The organism is Streptomyces sp. NPDC001410, assembly GCF_042895235.1.
Classification (GTDB): domain Bacteria; phylum Actinomycetota; class Actinomycetes; order Streptomycetales; family Streptomycetaceae; genus Streptomyces.
This window is the reverse complement of sequence record NZ_JBIAWE010000025.1, coordinates 49,715-71,452: the sequence shown is the minus strand read 5'-3', so window position 1 is coordinate 71,452 and position 21,738 is coordinate 49,715. Positions and strand designations below refer to the sequence as shown.

20 protein-coding genes are annotated in these 21,738 nt (G+C 70.8%); 10 read left to right on the top strand and 10 right to left on the bottom strand.

Annotated elements, in window-relative coordinates; all coding sequences use genetic code 11:
- Positions 1 to 20: 20 nt before the first annotated feature.
- The gene (locus ACFY3C_RS40245; protein ID WP_390774365.1) at positions 21 to 1,307 is read right to left on the bottom strand and encodes an ion channel protein; all 1,287 of its coding nucleotides are present in this window, start codon (positions 1,305 to 1,307) and stop codon (positions 21 to 23) included.
- A gap of 114 nt (positions 1,308 to 1,421) precedes the next feature.
- Here ACFY3C_RS40245 and ACFY3C_RS40240 point away from each other — a divergent pair, with 114 nt between their 5' ends.
- Positions 1,422 to 2,183: a MerR family transcriptional regulator gene (locus ACFY3C_RS40240; protein WP_390774364.1), complete on the top strand. Its 762-nt coding sequence runs from the start codon at positions 1,422 to 1,424 to the stop codon at positions 2,181 to 2,183.
- 17 nt (positions 2,184 to 2,200) lie between these two features.
- Here the strand turns inward: ACFY3C_RS40240 and ACFY3C_RS40235 are convergent, their stop codons facing one another.
- Complete coding sequence (locus ACFY3C_RS40235) at positions 2,201 to 2,566, bottom strand: YbjQ family protein (protein WP_145885814.1); 366 nt, start codon at positions 2,564 to 2,566, stop codon at positions 2,201 to 2,203.
- Positions 2,567 to 2,716: 150 nt separating this feature from the next.
- On the opposite strand from ACFY3C_RS40235, the gene ACFY3C_RS40230 reads away from it, so the two are divergent.
- Complete coding sequence (locus ACFY3C_RS40230) at positions 2,717 to 3,685, top strand: DedA family protein (protein WP_390774363.1); 969 nt, start codon at positions 2,717 to 2,719, stop codon at positions 3,683 to 3,685.
- A gap of 5 nt (positions 3,686 to 3,690) precedes the next feature.
- Here ACFY3C_RS40230 and ACFY3C_RS40225 read toward each other — a convergent pair whose 3' ends face one another.
- Entirely contained in the window at positions 3,691 to 5,346 is a 1,656-nt protein-coding gene (locus ACFY3C_RS40225) for a threonine/serine exporter ThrE family protein (protein ID WP_386579521.1), read from the bottom strand.
- 103 nt (positions 5,347 to 5,449) lie between these two features.
- Positions 5,450 to 5,941, bottom strand: a complete 492-nt coding sequence (locus tag ACFY3C_RS40220; protein ID WP_010044289.1) for an inorganic diphosphatase — start codon at positions 5,939 to 5,941, stop codon at positions 5,450 to 5,452.
- 79 nt (positions 5,942 to 6,020) lie between these two features.
- Between ACFY3C_RS40220 and dacB the strand changes: the two genes are divergently transcribed.
- The 6 genes from dacB (at position 6,021) to folE (ending at position 13,736) form a co-directional block, all read left to right on the top strand.
- Positions 6,021 to 7,622 carry a D-alanyl-D-alanine carboxypeptidase/D-alanyl-D-alanine-endopeptidase gene (gene dacB / locus ACFY3C_RS40215; protein ID WP_390774362.1) on the top strand — a complete coding sequence of 534 codons (1,602 nt, stop codon included), beginning with the start codon at positions 6,021 to 6,023 and terminating at the stop codon, positions 7,620 to 7,622.
- Between the two features lie 90 nt (positions 7,623 to 7,712).
- Complete coding sequence (locus ACFY3C_RS40210) at positions 7,713 to 8,858, top strand: zinc-dependent metalloprotease (RefSeq protein ID WP_389188603.1); 1,146 nt, start codon at positions 7,713 to 7,715, stop codon at positions 8,856 to 8,858.
- A 192-nt stretch (positions 8,859 to 9,050) separates the two neighbouring features.
- Positions 9,051 to 10,121: a tRNA lysidine(34) synthetase TilS gene (tilS, locus tag ACFY3C_RS40205; RefSeq protein WP_386579527.1), complete on the top strand. Its 1,071-nt coding sequence runs from the start codon at positions 9,051 to 9,053 to the stop codon at positions 10,119 to 10,121.
- Positions 10,122 to 10,205: 84 nt separating this feature from the next.
- Positions 10,206 to 10,766, top strand: a complete 561-nt coding sequence (gene hpt / locus ACFY3C_RS40200; RefSeq protein ID WP_067028163.1) for a hypoxanthine phosphoribosyltransferase — start codon at positions 10,206 to 10,208, stop codon at positions 10,764 to 10,766.
- 195 nt (positions 10,767 to 10,961) lie between these two features.
- Positions 10,962 to 13,001: an ATP-dependent zinc metalloprotease FtsH gene (gene ftsH / locus ACFY3C_RS40195; RefSeq protein ID WP_386579529.1), complete on the top strand. Its 2,040-nt coding sequence runs from the start codon at positions 10,962 to 10,964 to the stop codon at positions 12,999 to 13,001.
- A gap of 129 nt (positions 13,002 to 13,130) precedes the next feature.
- Positions 13,131 to 13,736, top strand: a complete 606-nt coding sequence (folE, locus tag ACFY3C_RS40190) for a GTP cyclohydrolase I FolE (RefSeq protein ID WP_389188591.1) — start codon at positions 13,131 to 13,133, stop codon at positions 13,734 to 13,736.
- 31 nt (positions 13,737 to 13,767) lie between these two features.
- Here the strand turns inward: folE and ACFY3C_RS40185 are convergent, their stop codons facing one another.
- The 6 genes from ACFY3C_RS40185 to ACFY3C_RS40160 form a co-directional block, all read right to left on the bottom strand.
- Positions 13,768 to 14,256, bottom strand: a complete 489-nt coding sequence (locus ACFY3C_RS40185; RefSeq protein WP_386579532.1) for a DUF3180 domain-containing protein — start codon at positions 14,254 to 14,256, stop codon at positions 13,768 to 13,770.
- A gap of 58 nt (positions 14,257 to 14,314) precedes the next feature.
- Entirely contained in the window at positions 14,315 to 14,926 is a 612-nt protein-coding gene (folK, locus tag ACFY3C_RS40180) for a 2-amino-4-hydroxy-6-hydroxymethyldihydropteridine diphosphokinase (protein WP_386579534.1), read from the bottom strand.
- Positions 14,923 to 15,282 (bottom strand): dihydroneopterin aldolase, encoded by a 360-nt coding sequence (gene folB / locus ACFY3C_RS40175; RefSeq protein WP_356299925.1) that lies wholly within the window; start codon positions 15,280 to 15,282, stop codon positions 14,923 to 14,925. The genes folK and folB overlap by 4 nt, the downstream gene beginning before the upstream one ends.
- Positions 15,283 to 15,531: 249 nt before the next feature.
- Positions 15,532 to 16,071, bottom strand: coding sequence for a nuclear transport factor 2 family protein (locus ACFY3C_RS40170; RefSeq protein ID WP_390774361.1), 540 nt, complete (start codon positions 16,069 to 16,071; stop codon positions 15,532 to 15,534).
- Positions 16,068 to 16,928 (bottom strand): dihydropteroate synthase, encoded by an 861-nt coding sequence (folP, locus tag ACFY3C_RS40165; protein WP_390774360.1) that lies wholly within the window; start codon positions 16,926 to 16,928, stop codon positions 16,068 to 16,070. Before folP ends, ACFY3C_RS40170 begins: the two co-directional genes overlap by 4 nt.
- A 133-nt stretch (positions 16,929 to 17,061) precedes the next feature.
- A complete protein-coding gene (locus tag ACFY3C_RS40160) occupies positions 17,062 to 18,876 on the bottom strand; it encodes a phosphatidylglycerol lysyltransferase domain-containing protein (RefSeq protein ID WP_390774359.1) in 1,815 nt (604 codons plus the stop codon).
- A 226-nt stretch (positions 18,877 to 19,102) separates the two neighbouring features.
- Between ACFY3C_RS40160 and ACFY3C_RS40155 the strand changes: the two genes are divergently transcribed.
- Positions 19,103 to 20,230: an alpha/beta hydrolase gene (locus ACFY3C_RS40155; protein ID WP_386579540.1), complete on the top strand. Its 1,128-nt coding sequence runs from the start codon at positions 19,103 to 19,105 to the stop codon at positions 20,228 to 20,230.
- A gap of 97 nt (positions 20,231 to 20,327) precedes the next feature.
- Positions 20,328 to 21,698 (top strand): hypothetical protein, encoded by a 1,371-nt coding sequence (locus ACFY3C_RS40150; RefSeq protein WP_390774358.1) that lies wholly within the window; start codon positions 20,328 to 20,330, stop codon positions 21,696 to 21,698.
- Positions 21,699 to 21,738: the final 40 nt, after the last annotated feature.

The window sequence follows — 21,738 nt, the reverse complement described above, 5'->3', positions numbered from 1 at the left end:
CCTCCAGACAGGGGAGTGAGTCAGCGGATCTGTGTGCCGTCCGCCCTCAGCTGCATCTGCGGCCGCCCCGTCACCAGCAGCCAGGCCGGCAGCGAGGCGATGCAGAGCAGGGCGAGGATGGCGGGCGAGGCGACCAGGACAGCAGCGGTGAACAGGCTCACCCAGCCTTGCCGGGTGATGGCCAGGAGCATGCCCAGCACGCCCGCCGCCACCCCCACAGCGGGCGGGACGGCGGGCACCAGGGCGTGGGCGCACAGACCCAGGGCGGTGCCGATGAACACGCCGGGGAAGATCCGGCCGCCGCGGAAGCCACAGGTCGCGGCGACCGTCAGGGCGGCCAGTTTCACCACCGTCATCGCGGCGAACTGTCCGGCCGACCAGCCCTCGGGATCGGCCGCCAGCTGCGCGATCTGGTCCAGCCCCTTGAAGAGCGTCAGCGGGCCGCCCAGGGCCCCCAGCGCCCCTAGGGCGAGTCCGCCCACCGGAAGCATCAGCATCGGGTGCCGCAGCCGCTGGAAGCCGCGGTGGAGGTGCGGGAAGGCATAGACCGCGCACATGCCGAGTACCGCGCTGAACGACGCGATGACGATCGCCGCCAGGATGTCGCCCGCGCCCGGTCGGCCGATCGGGGGCAGATGGAGGTCGAAGCTCGCGTGGTGGACGAGGTCGGTCGTCAGGGCGCCCGCCGCGGCGGCGGCCAGTGGGGCGAAGAGGTTGTCCCACAGCAGGCCCTTGATCCGCTGCCCGGCCAGCGCTTCCGAGATGACCAGGGCGGCGGCCACCGGGGTACCGAACAGCGCGCCGATCGTCGCCGCCTCCGCCAGCATCATCCACAGCAGGCCGGGCAGCCTGGGCTGGAACCGGCGGCCCAGCCACACCGCCAGCCCGACGTTGACGGCGATGATCGGGTTCTCGGGGCCGAGGCTCGGGCCGCCCGCGAGCATCAGGGCCGCCGCCAGCAGCAGGCCGGGCAGCACGACGGGCGGCAGCGCGGGCGCGTTCAGCCCCATGGTGGCCGGGTCGGGCCCCGCGTGCCCCGGCACCTTCCACACCACCAGACCGACCGCGATGCCGGTCGCGGTGAGCATGACGAAGATCCACAGCGTGGAGTAGCCGCCGATGCCCAGGGCGGCGGGCAGGTTCTTCCACAGCACGTCCTCGAGCTGCTCGGCCGCCACGCTCACCCCGACGAAGAGCAGGCTGCACACCACGCCCACGACCAGAGCGGGCAGGATCAAGGGCAACAGAGCGCGCGCGGGGGTCGCGGGAGCGGTGGGGGGCGCCTGCTGCGCGCTGTCCTGGGCCACGAGATCACCATAAGCGGACAAAAGAGGTCAAACATCCCGAAGTGAAACGGGCTTGCACCTCACGTGGCGTGAGGCCTCAGCGTGTACGACGTACCGACGACAAGGAGCGGAAAAGTGAGCTATTCCGTGGGACAGGTCGCGGGGTTCGCCGGGGTCACGGTGCGCACTCTGCACCACTACGACGAGATCGGCCTGCTCGTGCCCAGCGAGCGCACCCACGCCGGCCACCGGCGCTACGGCGACGCCGACCTCGACCGGCTCCAGCAGATCCTGTTCTACCGGGAGCTCGGCTTCCCGCTCGACGAGGTCGCGGCCCTGCTCGACGACCCGGATGTGGACCCGCGCGTACACCTGCGCCGCCAGCACGAGCTGCTGACCGCCCGGATCGAGAAGCTGCAGAAGATGGCCACGGCCGTGGAGCACGCCATGGAGGCACGCACGATGGGCATCAACCTCACGCCCGAGGAGCGGTTCGAGGTCTTCGGGGACAAGGACCCCGAGCAGTACGCCGAGGAGGCGGAGCAGCGCTGGGGCGGCACCGAGGCGTACGCCGAGTCACAGCGCCGCACCGCCCGCTACACCAAGGAGGACTGGAAGCGTCTCCAGGCGGAGGTCGACGACTGGACCCGGCGCTACGTCGCCCTGATGACCGCCGGCGAGCAGCCGTCCGGCGAGCCGGCCATGGACCTGGCCGAGGAGCACCGCCTGCACATCAGCAAGTGGTTCTACGAGTGCCCGCACCCCATGCACCGCTGCCTGGGCGCGATGTACGTCGCCGACGAGCGTTTCAAGGCGTTCTACGACGCCATGCGGCCCGGGCTCGCCGATCACCTGAGCGAGGCGATCACCGCCAACGCCGACCGGCACACCGCGTGATCCCTGGCCCGGGAGGCCTACTCCCGGGCCAGGACCACCGCGGTCCCGTACGCGCACACCTCCGTGCCCACGTCGGCGGCCTCCGTCACGTCGAAGCGGAACGCCAGCACCCCGTTGGCGCCACGCGCGCGTGCCTGCTCCACCAGCCGCTCCATGGCTTGGTTGCGGGTCTGTACGAGCGTCTTGGTGAGGCCCTTCAGCTCGCCGCCGATCATCGACTTCAGTCCGGCGCCGATCTGGCTGCCCAGGTGCCGCGAGCGCACCGTGAGCCCGAAGACCTCGCCGAGCACCTGCTGCACCCGGTATCCGGGCACGTCGTTGGTCGTGACGACCAGCACGTCCGGCTGGGGCCCCTGGCCGCCGCCGTAGTCATCGAGTCCCATGGCTCACAGCTTTGTCCCGGTTGCCCCACAGTGCATCCTGGAGTCACCGGTGGAACCTGGGGCGGTCACATCGCGTTGGTAGCTTTGTGCGGCGGCCCATCGCCCTTCAGCCGCCGCAGCCGCCCTCATCCCCCTCAGGAGCCCGGACCCGTGATGACACTCGCCCTCGGCCCGAGCTGGCTCGATCCCGACTATCTGCTCAACACGTACAGCATCTGGGGTCTGCTGCTCATCGTCTTCGCCGAGTCCGGTCTGCTCATCGGGTTCTTCCTGCCGGGCGACTCGCTGCTGTTCACCTGCGGTCTGCTGATCACGTCCGACCAGCTGGACTTCCCGCTGTGGGGCGCGATCGCCCTGATCTGCCTCGCCGCGGTCCTCGGCGACCAGGCGGGCTACATGTTCGGCAAGAAGGTCGGCCCGTCCCTCTTCAACCGCCCGGACTCCCGCCTCTTCAAGCAGGAGAACGTCACCAAGGCGCACGAGTTCTTCGAGAAGTACGGCCCGAAGTCCCTGGTCCTGGCCCGCTTCGTGCCCATCGTGCGCACGTTCACGCCGATCATCGCCGGCGTCAGCGGCATGAAGTACCGCTCGTTCCTGATCTTCAACGTCATCGGCGGCGTCATGTGGGGCGCGGGCGTCACCCTGCTCGGCTCCTGGCTCGGCAACATCGACTTCGTCAACAAGAACATCGAGGCGATCCTCATCCTGATCGTCCTCGTCTCGGTGATCCCGATCGCGATCGAGTTCCTCCGCGCGCGCGGCAAGGCCAAGAAGGCCCCGCAGGAGACGCCTCAGCCTCCTCAGCAGCCCCAGTACCAGCGCCCCCCGGCCATGGACGCCGCCACCACCCAGCTCCGCCGCATCGAGCCGGAGGAGCCCTACCAGCCGCAGTACCAGCAGCAGCCGTACCAGCCGCAGCAGCAGGACCAGCAGTACTGGAACCAGGGCTACGACAACCAGGGGCAGGGGCAGCAGGGCTACGACCCCCAGGGCCACCAGGGTTATGACAACCAGGGCCACCAGGGGTACGACAACCAGTACTACGACCAGCAGCAGTACCCGCAGCAGCAGTACGACCAGCAGCAGTACGACCAGAACGGGTACCCCCGGAACTACTAGGCGGCTCAGAACCCCCTGGTCCGCTTGGCCGCCCTCCGCTTGCCCGCGGAGCCGACCCGCAGGGTCAGCCTGGAGATCTCCGAGCCCAGGTTGACCCCGATGGCGATCGCCATCGCCAGCGAGGCGGCCTTCGCCAGGGACACCAGCCCCTTGTCGATCTCGTTCTGCGCCATGGACAGCAGCCCGAAGTACGTGGCCGAACCGGGCAGCAGCGGCCCGATCGCCGCCGTCGTGTAGGGCAGCGCGGACGCGAACCGGTACCGCGACAGCAGCTGCCCGAACAGCCCCACCAGCCCCGCGGCCACCGCCGTGGAGGCGACGGGGGAGATGCCGCCCACGTAGTGCATGGCGCCGTACACCGACCACGCCACACCGCCGTTGAGGGTCACCGCCAGCACGGTGGATCGTTCCTGCTGCAGCAGTACGGCGAACGTCAGCGACAGCAGCATGGACGCGGCGATCTGGATCAGCGGCCGTTCGGAGATGTTCATCGCCGCGTCCGGATTCAGCTCGCCGCCCACCTTCACGCCGAAGTACAGGACGGTCAGCACACCGATGACGATGCCGACGAAGAAGTACATGACCTCCAGCAGGCGGGCGGCCGCGGTGATGTAGAAGCCCGTCAGCCCGTCCTGCACGCCCGCCACCAGCGCCCGCCCGGGCAACAGCGCGAACAGCCCACCGGTGACGACCGCGGACGCCGCCACGTCGACGTGCGCCAGCGCGAACGCCACACCGATCGCCGCCGGGGGCATCGCGGCGATCGTGAACTGGTAGAACTCCGGCAGTCCCCGCCCCGCGCACAGCCACGCCAGCCGGTCGCCGAGCATCGCGCCGATCGCCGCCGCGACGAAGACGATCAGGTCACCGCCGACCAGCACGGAGGCCGCACCCGCGAGCAGCCCGCTCGCCAGGGTCAGGGCCCAGCCGGGGTAGGGGTGCCGGTTGCGGCGGATCTCCGCCAGACGCCGGTAGGCCTCCTCCAGCGAGACATGGGTCTCCGGGTCGGTCAGGTCGTCCACCAGCCGGAACACGGCCGCGAGCCGCGTGTAGTCCGTGCCCCGCCGGCGTACGGTCCGGGACGCGGTGACCGGGTCCTCCACCAGGGACGGCTGGTGGGAGATCGACAGCAGCGTGAAGGTGACGGTCGGCTCGCAGCGGTCCAGGCCGTAGGACCGGCACACCGCGAACATCGCGGCCTCCACGTCCTCCGCGCCCTCGCCGCCCGCCAGCAGCAGTTCCCCGATACGCAGCGTCAGGTCGAGCACGCGCGGGACGGCGGGCCCGCCCTCCTCGGCCTTCTGCACCGGCTCCGGCGCCGGCCGCTCGGCCACCGGCATGCGCAGCATCGTGCGCATCCGGTCCTGCCAGGGCGCGTCCTTGATCAGGCTGACCGCCGGCATCCCGGTCGCCGGGGTGAACGCGGGCGGGGCGTCCTTGGCGCTGTAGGTGCGCGGCAGGCTGAACGCCGACCCCTCCGGCTCGGCACTGGGCGGCTGCGGCGCCGCCAGCCCCTCCGGCACGGCGAACTCGGAGGTGGTCTCCGGCTCACCGGCGCCCTCGGGGACCTCGATGCCCTCGGGAACGGCGAACTCGGACGTGATTTCCGGGTCGTACCGCGCCTCGTCGGACCGGGGCTTGCGGTCCTCCGCCTCCGTCACCTCGCACCGCTCCCTGAACGCAACATTCCGTAGGGCTCAGTATGCGCATGGGTACGCGAACGGGCCGCACGCGTGCGCGTGCGGCCCGTGGCAACAGAGAGCCTCAGTGGCCGCCCTGCTCCTTGAAGCGCTTGTAGGACCGCTCGATCTCGATCTCGGCGTCCGTGCGGCCCACCCAGTTGGCACCCTCGACCGACTTGCCGGGCTCCAGGTCCTTGTACACCTCGAAGAAGTGCTGGATCTCCAGGCGGTCGAACTCCGACACGTGGTGGATGTCGCGCAGGTGCTCCACACGCGGGTCGGTGGCCGGAACGCACAGCAGCTTGTCGTCGCCGCCCGCCTCGTCCGTCATCCGGAACATGCCGATCGCACGGCACTTGATCAGGCAGCCCGGGAAGGTCGGCTCGTCCAGGATGACCAGCGCGTCCAGCGGGTCGCCGTCCTCGCCGAGGGTGTTCTCGACGAAGCCGTAGTCGGTCGGGTAGGCGGTCGAGGTGAAGAGGCGACGGTCCAGGCGGATCCGACCGGTCTCGTGGTCCACCTCGTACTTGTTCCGCGAACCCTTCGGGATCTCGATCGTGACGTCGAACTCCACCGGTGGCTCCTCCATGATCAGCACATAGTTCTGGTGGTTAAGTGTCCCTCACGCAGGTGTGTGATCGCGAAAGGGGCTGGTGGTCGTGCCAGAGCTGAGGCCTTGGCGAGCCGCGAGACCGCAGGTGCTGCGGATCGCGAACGCCGTACGACCGCGACTGGCGCGCGCCGTGACGGCCGCGAAACCAGGGGTCGCGCGGCTGACGAAGGCAGTGCGCCCCGGGCTTGCACACCTCCCTGGGCCGCGAGCCCTCAGGACCTGGCAGTACACCGCGGGCGCCGCCACCGCCGGGCTGGCGCTGGCCGCCGGTGTGGTGACCGTCGCCGGTCCCTGGGACGCCAATGGTCAGCGTACGGCCGAGCGGGACCGGGCCGCCGCCCTGGAGCGGTCAGGTGGCGCAGATCACGGCGCCTTGGGCACGAGCGCGCGGGGCCCCCGGCCCGCACCGAGCGCCCCGGCCGTCCTGACGGGCCTGGGCGGCACCACGGGCACCGTCAGCACCAAGAAGGCCCCGCCGGGCCGGAAGGCCCTCGCGGACGTCCTGGGGCCGCTCCTGGACGCCTCCGCGCTCGGCGGCGGCCATGCGGCGGCCGTCGTCGACGTCAGCACCGGCAAGCAGTTGTACGGCACCGCCGCCGACCAGGCCTTCACCCCCGCCTCCACCACCAAGATCGCCACCGCCGTCGCCGCGCTGTCCGCCCTCGGCCCCGACCACCGCCTCACCACCCGCGCCGCGCTCGAACCCGACACCAAGGAACTGGTGCTGGTCGGCGGTGGCGACCCCACCCTCACCGCCCACCCGAAGGCCGAAAGCTGGGCGAGCCTGCGCACGCTCGCCGCCGACACCGCGGCCGCCCTCAAGAAGCGCGGCATCGACAAGATCACGCTCTCCTACGACACCACGCTCTTCTCCGGCCCCGCGCTGCATCCCATCGGCGTCAACGACAACCTCGCCCCGGTCAGCGCCCTGACCGCCGACGAGGGCCGCACCGACGCCTCCACCAGCGGCCCGGCGACCCGCGTGAGCGACCCGGCGGCCGACGTGGCCCGCAAGTTCGCGGACTACCTCAATCAGGCCGGCATCAAGGCCACGCCCCCCGGGCCCTCCAAGGCCACCAACCGCGCCCAGACCCTCGCCACCGTCTCCTCGCCCCCGCTGTCCGCCCTGGTCGAGCGCATGCTGACGAACAGCGACAACGACATCGCCGAGGCCCTGGCCCGCCAGACCGCCCTGGCCAGTGGCCGGGCGGGGAGCTTCGACGGCGGTGCGAAGGCCATCGCCACCCAGCTGACCAAGCTCGGCCTGCCCATGTCCGGCGCCGCCTTCCACGACGGCAGCGGCCTCAACCGCGACGACCGGCTCACGGCGAACCTCCTCACCGCCCTGCTGGTCAAGGCCGCCGACCCGGCCCGCCCCGGCCTCCGCCCGGTCCTCACCGGCCTCCCGGTGGCCGGCTTCACCGGCACCCTGACCGACCGCTACACCGACGGCGCGGCAGGCGTCGTACGCGCGAAGACAGGCACCCTGACCGGCGTGAACACCCTGGCGGGCACGGTCGTCGACCAGGACGGCCATTTCCTGGCCTTCGCCTTCCTGGCCTCCGACACGACCGACCCCCAGGAGGCCCAGACTGCCCTGGACAAGACGGCGACGGCACTGGCGGACTGCGGCTGCCGGTAGGACGCCAACACCCGTCACCACACGAGAAACCGCACCTCACCCGACGCCCACGGCCTGCCCCAAGCGGGAGCGCTCACGTACCGTTGACGCATGACGAGCTTCGGTGGCACCGCATCTCCCGGGATGGTCGACTGGAACCTCGCGGTGGCGACCGCGACACGGCTCGTACGACCGGGCCCCGAAGTCAGCCGCGACGAGGCCAGGGCCGTCGTGGCGGAGCTGCGCCGGCACGCGAAGGCCTCGGAGGAACACGTCCGGGGCTTCACTCGGATGGGCACCGGGGAAACCCACGACACCCCCGTCCTGGTCGTCGACCGCCCGGGCTGGGTCCGGGCGAACGTCGCCGGCTTCCGGGAGATCCTCAAGCCCCTCCTGGAGAAGATGCAGGAACGCCGCGGCAGCAGCCCCGGCAACGTGGTCCTCGGCGCCGTCGGCGGCAAGGTCACCGGCGTCGAACTCGGCATGCTGCTGTCCTTCCTCTCCTCCCGCGTCCTCGGCCAGTACGAGACCTTCGCCCCCGCCTCCCGCGACCTCCCGGCCGGCGGCCCCCCTGATGCACCGAGTGGCGGCCGCCTCCTCCTCGTCGCCCCCAACATCGTCCACGTGGAGCGCGAACTCGACGTCGAGCCGCACGACTTCAGGCTCTGGGTGTGCCTGCACGAGGAGACCCACCGCACGCAGTTCACCGCCGTGCCCTGGCTCCGTGACCACCTCGAGGGTGAAATCCAGTCGTTCTTGGCGGAGACCGACGTCGATCCGATGACCGTCCTGGAGCGCATCCGGGAAGCCGCCCAGTCCCTCGCCGGCGGCCGCCCCGAGGGCGAGGAGGACGACGGCGGACGCTCCTTCGTGGAGCTGGTGCAGACCCCGGTCCAGCGCGAGATCCTCGGCCGCCTCACCGCGGTCATGTCCCTGCTGGAGGGCCACGCCGACTTCGTCATGGACGGGGTGGGCCCGAGCGTCGTGCCGACCGTCTCCGAGATCCGTGAGAAGTTCCAGCAGCGCCGCGCCAGGGGCGCCTCCCGCCTCGACCTCGCCCTGCGCAAGCTGCTCGGTCTGGACGCCAAGCTCAGGCAGTACCGGGACGGCGAACGCTTCGTGCGCGCGGTCGTCGAACAGGTCGGCATGGACGGCTTCAACCGCGTGTGGACATCCCCCAACACCCTGCCCACCAAGGCGGAGATCGCCAAACCGGCGGACTGGGTCGCACGGGTGCACCGCAAGGCCGAGTCGTGAACCGCGTGAGGCAGTCGTGAACCGAATCCGGCCTACGGCAGGCGAATGCCCCTCCAATCACCCGTCCGAGGGACCGTGAGCGATGGGTAGGCGTGCAATGCTCGGGGAACGGCCCGCTTCTGTCACCATCTACACACTCTGAGTGACCGACCTCGGGCTCACCCCCCGAAAACTTCATGAAGGGAACCGGACATGGGTCCCCATCCTGCGGTCGCGGCGATACGCCTGGCGGTCCGCCGCGTCCTTCACGACCTCCTCACCGACCACAGCCGCACCACCGAAGCAGCGATGACAGCCGCGACGGCTGCCACCGTGGAAGCCCGCGAACCGGGCCGGAACGAGCGCACCCCCTCCCCGCTCGTGCTGGTCGCGTGCTCCGGCGGCGCCGACTCCATGGCGCTCGCCTCGGCCCTCGCCTTCGAGGCCCCCAAGCTCGGCATCCGCGCCGGCGGCATCACCGTGGACCACGGCCTCCAGCACGGCTCCGACCTCCGGGCCGCGGAGGTCGTCCTCAGGCTGCGTGAACTCGGCCTCGACCCCGCCGAGTCCATCGCCGTGTCCGTCGGCCGCGAGGGCGGCCCCGAGGCCGCTGCCCGAGACGCCCGCTACGCCGCCCTCGACGCCGCGGCCCAGCGACACGGCGCCGCCGCGGTCCTGCTCGGCCACACCCGCGACGACCAGGCCGAAACCGTCCTGCTCGGCCTCGCCCGCGGCTCCGGCATCCGCTCCCTGTCCGGAATGGCCGCGGTCTCGGGGGCCGACGGCCGTTACCGGCGCCCCTTCCTGCACATCGACCGGCAGACCGCCCGCAAGGCCTGCATGGTCCAGTCCCTGCCCGTCTGGGACGACCCGCACAACGCCGACCCCGCCTACACCCGCTCCCGGCTCCGGCACGAAGGTCTGCCCGCCCTGGAGAAGGCCCTCGGCAAAGGCGTCGTCGAGGCCCTCGCCCGCACCGCCCAGCTCTCCCGCGACGACGCCGACGCCCTCGACACCTGGGCCTCCCAGGCCGAGGCCTCCGTACGCGACGCCATGGGCCTCCTGGAGTGCGCCAAGCTCTACGCCCTCCCGCCCGCCGTACGCCGCCGGATCCTGCGCCGCGCCGCCATCGAGGCCGGTGCCCCGGCCGGCTCGCTCTTCGCCCGCCACATCGAGGAAGTCGACCGGCTGATCACCGGCTGGCGCGGCCAGAAAGCCATCAATCTCCCCGGCAAAGTCGTCGCCCAGCGTCAGGGTGGCAGACTGGTGATTCGGCAAGGCTGATTCCCGACCCCCGGAGCGACCCTCCGACGGGCCGGACAGCCGGTGGCCGTAAGAGCGGCCGTAAGTGCGGGACGACCGAAAGTGATGCGGGTGGACGCGAAAGACATGGGTGCCGACCTCAAGCAGGTACTCATCACCAAGGAAGAGATCGACGCGAAGCTGGCCGAGCTGGCCGCGAAGATCGACGCGGAGTACGCGGGCAAGGACCTGCTCATCGTCGGCGTGCTCAAGGGCGCCGTCATGGTCATGGCCGACCTGGCCCGGGCGCTGTCCACCCCCGTCACCATGGACTGGATGGCCGTGTCGTCCTACGGCGCGGGCACCCAGTCCTCCGGCGTCGTGCGGATCCTCAAGGACCTGGACACCGACATCAAGGGCAAGCACGTCCTGATCGTCGAGGACATCATCGACTCCGGACTGACCCTGTCCTGGCTGCTGTCCAACCTCGGCTCCCGTGAGCCCGAGTCCCTCAAGGTGTGCACGCTGCTGCGCAAGCCGGACGCCGCCAAGGTCGCCATCGACGTGGAATGGGTCGGCTTCGACATCCCCAACGAGTTCGTCGTCGGCTACGGCCTCGACTACGCCGAGAAGTACCGCAACCTGCCGTTCGTCGGTACGCTCGCGCCTCACGTCTACGGCGGCTGAGCCAATCGGGCCAGCCCCTGTAAGACGATCGGGAACCCCAGCGGGTTTCGCGCCGTTGGAGGAAGCAGAGACGGGAATGCCAGCCGTCCATGCCACTCCGTGCGGCTTCGGACAACAATGCTGGGGTACCGTCAGAAGAACTGTCTTATCAAACTCACTATGGCAGGAGGGACGGGGCGGCACCGCTCCGTATGGATGGACGTGAAGCGATACTTCCGTGGGCCGGTCATGTGGATCGTGCTGGCCGTCCTTGCCGTGGTCGTGTTGATGCAGGTCGTCGGCTCGTCCGGCGGCTACAAGACGGTGGACACCGGCCAGGTCGTGGCGGCGATCAACGAGAACAAGGTCGAGTCGGCCAAGCTCACCACCGGTGACGAACAGACCATCAAGGTCACCCTCAAGGACGGCCAGAAGGTCGAGGACAGCTCGAAGATCCAGGCGAGCTACATCGGCGACCAGGGCGTGGCCATCGCCGCCACACTGCAGAACAAGTACCAGGACAAGCAGATCCCGGACGGCTACACGGTCTCGCCGTCCAAGCAGAACCCGTTCGTCGGCGTCCTGCTCTCCCTGCTGCCCTTCGTCCTGATCGTGGTCGTCTTCCTGTTCCTGATGAATCAGATGCAGGGCGGCGGCTCCCGGGTCATGAACTTCGGCAAGTCCAAGGCCAAGCTCATCACCAAGGACACCCCGAAGACGACCTTCTCCGACGTCGCGGGCTGCGACGAGGCCGTCGAGGAGCTCCACGAGATCAAGGAGTTCCTCCAGGAGCCGGCCAAGTTCCAGGCCGTCGGCGCCAAGATCCCCAAGGGCGTGCTCCTCTACGGCCGTCCCGGTACCGGCAAGACGCTCCTCGCGCGCGCCGTGGCCGGCGAGGCCGGAGTGCCCTTCTACTCGATCTCCGGTTCCGACTTCGTCGAGATGTTCGTCGGTGTCGGTGCCTCCCGAGTCCGTGACCTCTTCGAGCAGGCCAAGGCGAACGCCCCGGCGATCGTCTTCGTCGACGAGATCGACGCGGTCGGCCGCCACCGCGGCGCCGGCCTCGGCGGCGGTCACGACGAGCGCGAGCAGACGCTGAACCAGCTGCTCGTCGAGATGGACGGCTTCGACGTCAAGGGCGGCGTGATCCTCATCGCCGCGACGAACCGGCCCGACATCCTCGACCCGGCGCTGCTGCGCCCCGGCCGCTTCGACCGCCAGATCGCGGTCGACCCGCCGGACCTGCAGGGCCGCATGGAGATCCTCAAGGTTCACCAGAAGGGCAAGCCGGTCGCGCCCGACGTCGACCTGGCCGCCGTCGCCCGCCGCACCCCCGGCATGACCGGCGCCGACCTCGCCAACGTGCTGAACGAGGCCGCGCTGCTCACCGCCCGCAGCGACCAGAAGCTGATCGACAACAAGGCGCTGGACGAGGCGATCGACCGCGTGGTCGCGGGCCCGCAGAAGCGGACCCGGATCATGTCGGACAAGGAGAAGAAGATCACCGCGTACCACGAGGGCGGTCACGCCCTGGTCGCGGCGGCCTCGCCGAACTCCGACCCGGTCCACAAGATCACGATCCTCTCCCGCGGCCGCGCCCTCGGCTACACGATGGTGCTCCCGGACGAGGACAAGTACTCGACCACCCGCAACGAGATGCTCGACCAGCTGGCGTACATGCTGGGCGGCCGCGCGGCCGAGGAACTGGTCTTCCACGACCCGACCACCGGCGCCGCCAACGACATCGAGAAGGCCACCAACGTGGCCCGCGCGATGGTCACGCAGTACGGCATGACCGAGCGGCTCGGTGCGATCAAGTTCGGCGGCGACAACAGCGAGCCCTTCCTCGGACGTGAGATGGCTCACCAGCGCGACTACTCGGAAGAGGTCGCCGCGCTGGTCGACGAAGAGGTCAAGAAGCTCATCGAGAACGCGCACAACGAGGCCTGGGAGATCCTGGTCGAGAACCGCGACGTGCTCGACCAGCTCGTCCTTCACCTGCTGGAGAAGGAGACCCTGGGCAAGGAGGAGATCGCCGAGATCTTCGCCCCGATCCACAAGCGCCCGCCGCGGCCCGCGTGGACCGGCTCCTCCCGCCGCACCCCGTCCACCCGCCCGCCGGTGCTCTCCCCGAAGGAGCTGGCACTGACCAACGGGGCGAACGGCTCGACGGCGGCGATCAGCACGGTCAAGTCGACGGCGTCGGAGTCCGCCCCGGTGACGGACAAGACCCCGGAAGACCGCCCCGAGAGCTGAACACTTTCAGCCACCAGGCCGGAATGAATGCCGCGGCCCCCAGGTTCTAGCCTGGGGGGCGCGGCATTTCGCATGTCCGCAGACAGAGCGCGTGGACGCACGCGTGACAGCACAGGAACGAGGAACCAGATGACCGACCCCGTGACCCTGGACGGTGAGGGCACCATCGGCGAGTTCGACGAGAAGCGCGCCGAGAACGCCGTACGGGAACTGCTGATCGCGGTCGGTGAGGATCCGGATCGTGAGGGCCTCAGGGAGACGCCGGCGCGGGTGGCGCGGGCGTACAAGGAGATCTTCGCGGGCTTGTGGCAGAAGCCCGAGGACGTCCTGACGACGACGTTCGACCTGGGGCACGACGAGATGGTGCTCGTGAAGGACATAGAGGTCTACAGCACCTGTGAGCATCATCTGGTGCCGTTCCGGGGCGTCGCCCACGTCGGCTACATCCCGTCCGTGACCGGGAAGATCACCGGTCTGTCCAAGCTGGCCCGGCTCGTGGACGTCTACGCCCGGCGCCCGCAGGTGCAGGAGCGGCTCACCACGCAGATAGCGGACTCCCTGATGGAGATCCTGGAGCCGCGGGGCGTGATCGTGGTCGTCGAGTGCGAGCACATGTGCATGTCGATGCGCGGCATCCGCAAGCCGGGCGCGAAGACGATCACCTCGGCGGTGCGCGGTCAGCTGCGCGACGCGACGACGCGGAACGAGGCCATGAGCCTCATCATGGCGCGCTGACCGGCCTGCGCCGAACGACCGGAGCCGGTGGTCAGGCCGCCGGCTCCGCGCCCGCGTGGTTGCGGTCCTCGTCCTCGGGGAGCTTGCAGACCCGCTCCAGGAACATGGCCGCCGCTATCACGCCGATGCCGGCCAGGACCGAGAGGCCGGCGTAGAGGGCCTGGTCGCGGCGGGCGGGGATGTCGAGGAGCTCCAGCAGGAAGACACCCGTGCCGCCGTACATGCCGGCGACCAGGGCGGCCACCAGGGCGCTGGCCTGGCCGAAGACGACCGCTCGGGCGGCCATCAGGGGGTCGACGCCCTTGGCGCCGGGGCGGCGCTCGCGCTGGGCCCTGAGCCGGGCGCGCAGCGAGAGCGCCGTGGCCAGCAGGACCACCGCGATCAGCGCGAGGACGACGGGGGCGGCCAGGGGGACGCTGGGGAGTGTCCCGATCGAGTTCCAGAGGCGGGCGCCCGCCCAGGACAGGACGCCGGCCACGACGAAGACGCCGGCCAGCAACCTGATGCGCAGCTCTCTCACGGTGTCCCTTCAGCTCCCCCGGACCGGTCCCGGACTGTGGTCGTCTTGACCTTAACGACTACTCGGGCAGTCGGAGTTCCAGGTCCCTGCGGGCCTCGACGCCGTTGCGGGTGACGGCCGACAGCAGTTCGGCCACCGTACCCCGGCCGGGCAGCAGCGCCTGCGGGTCGATGTCGTGCCACGGGGCGAGCACGAAGGCGCGCTCGTGGGCGCGCGGGTGCGGAAGGGTGAGCTGCGGGTCGTCGGAGGTGACGTTCGCGTAGGCGACGATGTCGACGTCCAGGGTGCGCGGTCCCCAGCGCTCGTCGCGGACCCGGTTGAAGGCCTCCTCGACGGCATGGGCCCGCTCCAGCAGGGAGGACGGCGGCAGGGTGGTCTTCAGGGCGACGACGGCGTTGTAGTAGGAGGGCTGGCTGCCGGGCTCGACGCCCCACGGCTCCGTCTCGTAGACCGGCGACACGGCCTTCACGCGGACGCCGGGGGTGTCCTCCAGGGCGTCGACGGCTCCCTGGAGGGTCTCCAGGCGGTTGCCGAGGTTGGAGCCGATGGAGATCACGGCCCATTTCGGGTTGCTCAGTGTCGTGTCGGCGGCGTCCACCTGCTCGACGACCGAGGCGGGCACCGGCTGGACGGTCGGGTCGCTGTGACCCTGGGCGAAAGGTCGGGTCATACTCGGCTCCGGGTGATGGTGACGGTCACATCGTCGAAGGGGACGGTGATCGGGGCGTCCGGCTTGTGGACGCAGACCTCTACCTCCTGGACTCCCTCGTGCTTCAGGCAGGTCTGGGCGATCCGCTCGGCGAGGGTCTCGATGAGGTTCACCGGTTCGCCCTCGACCACGGCCACGACCTCTTCGGCCACGATGCCGTAGTGGACGGTCTTCGCCAGGTCGTCGTCGGCCGCAGCCGGCCGGGTGTCCAGGCCAAGGACGAGGTCCACGATGAAGGTCTGGCCCTCCTCGCGCTCCTTGGGGAACACACCGTGGTGCCCGCGGGCCTTCAGGCCGCGCAGCGCGACACGATCCACGCGAATCACTCCTGCAATCGTCGGGAACGGCCGGGCGGTGCCGCGTGCGGGCGGCACACCGGCCTCTGACGAATCTACCTGCGGACGCTGACACATCCGGGTGACGGGGGCGCGTGCCCGGGCGGGGACCCGCAGGCTTCACCGTGTGTTTCCCCTGGGGAACCCGGCCGCGTCATGGGCTGGTAGCCGCACATACCCCCGGGTAGGTGATTCCAACCACTTCTTGGTCCGTGTGGGGTTCGTACGCGGTCACGCGAGGGGGTTGTCGCCAGAATTCTCGCCGTCCGCTCCGTTCTGGCCGCTTTCCTCTTCCTCGTCGGATTCGGCCAGTACGGGGGAGGCGTGGTGCGACCAGAGCTTCCAGCCGGTGGGGGTGCGCCGGAACACGTTCGTGGCGACGACGAGCTGGCCGACCAGGGGGCCGAGTTCCGCGCCGTCCTCGGGGGCGGGGCCGCCGCTCAGGATGTTCTCGGTGCAGGTCACCAAGGCGGTGTCGCCGGTGACGGAGACGTGCACGTCGGTGAGGAAGAACTGGATGTAGTCGGTGTTCGCCATGATCAGCGCGTACGACCTGAGGACCTCGGAGCGGCCGGTGAGCACCGGCCAGCCGGGGTGGACGCAGGAGATCACGCCGGTGTCCGCCGGGTCGTGGTACTCCTCGTCCACGCCCAGGTCGGAGGGCGTGAGCCAGAGCGAGGACAGCTCCTCGAAGTCACCGCGCTCCATCGCCTCGTAGAAGGCGGTGTTGGCGGCCTCCACCTGTTCGACGTCCGTGTGGGGGGCGCTCACCGGGCTCCTTCGACGGCGCGCGCCACTCGCACCGCGTCCGCGGTGGCGCGTACCTCGTGCACCCGAACCGCCCATGCGCCGGCGTGCGCCGCGAGCGCAGAGACGGCGGCCGTGGCGGCGTCGCGCTCGCGGGCCGGCGGGGGTGCACCCTCCGGGCCGGCGAGGACGCGGCCGAGGAACCGCTTGCGGGAGGCGGCGACGAGCAGGGGGTGGCCGAGGGCGTGCAGCCGGTCGAGGTGGGCGAGCAGCGTGAGGTCGTGCTCGGCCTGCTTGGAGAAGCCGAGACCGGGGTCGACGACGATGCGCTCGGGGGCGATGCCGCCCGCGAGAACGGCCTCCACACGCGCCTGCAGTTCGTCCACGACTTCGGTGACGACGTCCTCGTACACGCCCTGGACGTTGCCGCCCTGCAGGAAGCCGCGCCAGTGCATGACGACGAAGGGGGCGCCCGTGGCGGCGACCACGGGGATCATCGCGGGGTCGGCGAGGCCGCCGCTGACGTCGTTGACGAGGGCGGCGCCGGCGGCGAGGGCCTGTTCGGCGACGGAGGCGCGCATGGTGTCGACGGAGACGGCCACGCCTTCGGAGGCGAGGCCGCGGACGACGGGGATGACGCGCCTGAGTTCCTCGGCCTCGTCGACGCGGGTGGCGCCGGGGCGGGTGGACTCGCCGCCGACGTCGACCAGGTCCGCGCCCTCGGCCACCAGGTCCAGGCCGTGCTTGACGGCGACGGTCGTGTCGAACCAGCGGCCGCCGTCGGAGAAGGAATCGGGGGTCACGTTCACGACCCCCATGACCGCGCACCGGTCCCATGCCGGAAGGCCTGCCACTCGGCCGCGCCCGCTGAGGTTGTTCATACGTTCAGCGTAGGCCCAGGGGGGTGCCGCACACGCGCCGCGGCCCGGGCGGAAGCTCCCGTGCTGGAGGGGATGGGGCTTCCGCCCGGGCCGGTCAGGGGCCGGGCCGTGCTCTCGGCGCGGCAGGCCGGGGTCAGGCGGCTCGGACGTCGCGTTCCGCCACGGAGTGCGCGCAGGGGCGCTCGGCGGCCGCCCGGCGTCGGCGCAGGAAGCGCGGGAGCGGCAGGGCGAGGTCGACGAAACCCTCCGCCTGCATGGCGGCGAAGCCGATGCGGGGCAGGTCGGCGGAGGCGCGGTAGACGACGAAGCGCGGCTCCCAGCGCGGCTGGAACTTGGCGTTGAACTTGTACAGCGACTCGATCTGGAACCAGCGGGAGAGGAACACCAGCAGTCCGCGCCAGGCGCGCAGCACCGGGCCCGCGCCGATCTTCTCCCCGCGCGCGAGGGCGGAGCGGAACATCGCGAAGTTCAGCGAGACCCGCGTGATGCCGAACTTGGGGGCGGCCTGCAGGGCGGCGACGATCAGCAGCTCGTTCATGCCGGGATCGGCGGTGCGGTCGCGGCGCATCAGGTCCAGGGAGACACCGTCGGATCCCCAGGGCACGAAGTGCAGGATCGCCTTCAGGTCGCCGTACTCGCCGGGTTCGTCGTCGGCCTTGTGGGCGGTGGCGATCAGACAGTCGCCGTCGGTGGGGTCGCCGATGCGGCCGAGCGCCATGGAGAAGCCGCGCTCGTTGTCCGTGCCGCGCCAGTCCTCCGCCGCCCGGCGGACGCGCTCCAGCTCGGCCTCGCCGAGGTCACGGATGCGCCGTACCCGGGTTTCGTAGCCGGCCCGCTCGATGCGCTTGACCATCTGGCGCACGTTGCGCATCGCGCGTCCGGCGAGTGAGAAATCCGCCACGTCGACCACCGCCTCGTCGCCCAGCTCCAGGGCGTCCAGGCCGGTCTCGCGGGTCCACACCTCGCCGCCCGTCTCCGAGCAGCCCATGACGGCCGGGGTCCAGGAGTGCGCCTTGGCCTCGTCCATGAAGCGTTCGATGGCGCCGGGCCAGGCCTCGACGTCGCCGATCGGGTCGCCGCTCGCGAGCATCACGCCGGAGACCACACGGTAGGTGACCGCCGCCTTGCCGCTGGGCGAGAAGACGACCGCCTTGTCACGGCGCAGCGCGAAGTGGCCGAGGGAGTCGCGGCCGCCGTGCTTGTCCAGCAGGGCGCGCAGCCGGGCCTCGTCCTCCTCGGTGAGGCGGGCGGCCGGGTGTTCGGGGCGGAAGGCGAAGTAGATGGTGGTGACCGCGGTCAGCCAGCCGAGGGCGCCGAGGGAGAAGGCGACCGTCCAGGACGTGCTGCCGTCGTAGTCCAGCGGGCCCTCGAAGCCGAACAGGCCGTAGACGACGTGCGTCAGGCGGTCGGCCAGGCTCGGGTCGCCGACCATCCGGTTCGGATGGACGCTGACGATGACCAGGCCGAGGGCGAGGGAACCGGCGGCCATCAGGACGAAGTTGGCGAGTGCGCGCCAGCGGCTGCGCGGGTCCGGCAGCGCCGCGAACTCGTCGCGGTGGCGCAGCAGCGGAATCAGGATCGCCAACGAGATGAGCATGCCGATGACCGAGTGCCGGTACACGAACTCGGCGGCCGCACCGGCGGGCAGGAGCGCGACCGCGGCGCGCCACGCCCGGCGCTTGCGCCGCTTGAGCCCGTGTGCGAGCAGGAGCAGCAGCACGCCCGCGCTGAGCGAGAGTGCCGCCGCGAACGGCCCGAAGGAGCCGGGCAGTACCTCGGCCAGGGCATGCATACGGCTGTGACGGAAGCGCGGGAACACGCCCGCGGCGATGTCCATCACGCCCACGAGGGCGCACGCCCTGCCGACCAGAGCGGGGACGGCCTCGGGGCGCGGGCCGCGCAATATGCGCCGCGCCCGGCTTGATCGGCTCGGAACCCCGCCCGACATTTCCCCATCTATCCTGACAGACATCGCATCCCGTAGTTCTGCGAGAGACCTTGAACCCGGTGCCGATCGGGGCATCCGGCGACATTGCGCCCTCTAGGACGGTGTCTTGGGGAGAGAGGTTCACTCCCCTCCGGAAAGTCGGGTCAAAGGCCAAGGAAAGCCCCGGGCAAGCCCTTGCAACGATGCTGGGTGGGCCACGGGCGGAAAGCGCAGGCAGGAAGAGCCCATGGGTCTCACGAGCAACAAGGTGCTGGCGCTTGCGGTCGTGCTCGCCGCGGTGCTGTTCATCGCCACGGTGTGGTTGTGGCCGCGGCTCGCCCGGCAGAACTGGCGGGCCGTCAGCGGGCGCGTCGGTCTGCTCCTTGCCACCCAGCTGGCACTCTTCGGCTCCCTCGGGGTCGCCGCCAACCAGGCTTTCGGGTTCTACGCCAGCTGGGCCGACCTGTTCGGCCAGGAGACCGACCAGGGCATAGTCGTCGACCACTCGGCCAACGCCGGTACGGGCGGCCCGCTGCAGGTGGTCTCCTCCTCCCTGGTCAAGGGCGTCAACGGATCACGGCCGCAGACGGCCGGGCAGATCCAGAAGGTGGACATCGTGGGCCGTAAGACCCACATCGCCACCCCGGCGTACGTCTATCTGCCGCCCGAGTACTTCCAGCCGCAGTACCGCACGCGTACGTTCCCGGCGGCCGTCGTACTGACCGGCTACCCCGGTACGGCGCAGGCGCTGGTGGACAAACTGCACTACCCGCGTACGGCGCAGGAGCTGGCCAAGAACGGGCGGATGCAGCCGATGATCCTGGTGATGCTGCGGCCGACCGTGGCGCCGCCACGCGACACCGAGTGCGTGGACGTCCCGGGCGGGCCGCAGAGCGAGACCTTCTTCGCCGAGGACCTGCCCGAGGCCGTACTCGCGCACTACAGGGTGGGCAAGCGGCCCGGCAGCTGGGGCATCGTCGGCGACTCCACCGGCGGCTACTGCGCGCTGAAGCTCGCCATGCACCACCCGAGCGTCTACGCGGCCGCCGCCGGTCTCTCGCCCTACTACAAGGCGCCGATCGACCCCACGACCGGTGACCTCTTCAAGGGCGACACGAAACTGCAGAATCGTGCCGACCTGTGGTGGCTCCTCAAGCACGAGCCCGCGCCCGACACCTCGCTGCTCGTCACCAGCAGCAGGATCGGCGAACACAACTACAAGGACACCCTCAAGTTCATAGGGGATGTGCAGGCCACGAACCTGACCCGGATCTCGTCGATCATCCTGGACAGCGGCGGGCACAACTTCAACACCTGGCGCCGGGAGATCCCGCCGACGCTGCAGTGGCTCAGCGGGCGGCTGAGCGACCGCTGAGCCGCCGGGTGCCCGATGCCCGGAGAAGCTCGTGGTGTGGCGGTGTTTTTACGGGGCGGGGGTCCGCGAAGCGCCTACGCGCGGTAAGTTTCTGGCCATGCCACGTGGACGCCACCGCCATTCACCACCTCTGCACCGGCTGTTGCCTCCGTCGGCGATCGCCGGCGTGTCCGTCGTCTGCGCGCTGGGTCCCTGGGTGTTCTCCGAGGTCACGGTGTTGCGCACGCTGGCCGCGGCCGCCGCGGCAACCGCTGTCGTGGGCGCCGTCGTGATGCGCCGCTGGGACTCCCAGGCGGGCAAGCAGGTCGCCGACCTCACGCGCGCGCGGGTCAGCGACGAGTGGCGCTACGACGAACGGGTCGCCGAACTGGAGACCGACCTGGAGGAGTCGCGCGAGCTGCGCACCAAGCTCGAGCAGCGGCTGCGCGCCAAGCGCGCGGAGCTGGCCGGGCTGCGCAACGAGCACGCGGCCCTGCTGCGCCGCTACGCCACGGCGGAGACCGAGCGCGCGAGCGCCCTGGAGGGGCGCCGGCTGCTGGAGATCGAGGCGGCCGTGCCGTCCGGCCCGCCCGCACTGCCGCCCGCGCGCAGCGCCGAGCCCGAGGCCGGCGAGCCCGAGACCGGTGACGCGGTCGAGACCGCCGAGGCCGCCGAGGCCGCCGAGGAGAAGCCGAAGGCCGGCCCGGTGTTCTCCGCCGAGGGCGCTCAGCTGTTCCTGAAGGCCGCGGTGGCGCTGTCCCGGCTGGACCGTGACGGGGCGTCAGTCGAGGCCGAGGTCGAGTCCGCCGAGGTCGCGGTTGCCCAGGCCGAGTCTGCCGAGGTCGCGGTTGTCCAGGCCGAGTCTGCCGAGGTCGCGGTTGCCCAGGCCGAGTCTGCCGAGGTCGCGGTTGTCCAGGCCGAGTCCGTCGCGCCCGAGTCCGCCGAACCCGAGCCGGTCAGGCCCGAGCCCGTAAGGCCCGAGCCCGTCACGGCCGAGTCGACCTCGGACGGGTCCGCCGAGGCCCCGGGTGACGGTGTGCGCAAGGAGCCCGCGCAGGAGGCCGACACGGAGGGCGAGGCGCAGGGGAAGCCCGAGGCGGCCGGCGGACACGAGCCCGCGGCCGCCACCTCGACGACTGCGGACCAGCCCGCCAAGCCCGCGGGGCAGCAGCCCGCCGGTCACTTCACGGTGCCGACCGCGGTGGCCGTCGTACCGGCCGCGCCCGCGCGGCGCCCGGCGATCGAGGGCGGGTTCGACTTCTTCGGCACCCAGAAGCAGTCGGCGTCCGCCGCGCTGGAGTCCGTGCAGAACGAGGACCTCGCCGACGTCGTCGGCCAGGAGGCCCTCGCGCTGCACAAGGCCGAGGCGGAGGCCGAGTTCAAGCCCGCCGACGCGGAGTCGCGCGGCGTCGGCCAGGTCATCGACCTGACCGCGCACGACGAGACGGAGCAGATCGACCTCCAGGGGCTGCGCACCGCCGCTTCCTGAGTCTCCGCCAGGCATCCACCAGGCACCGAGCCCGGTCCAC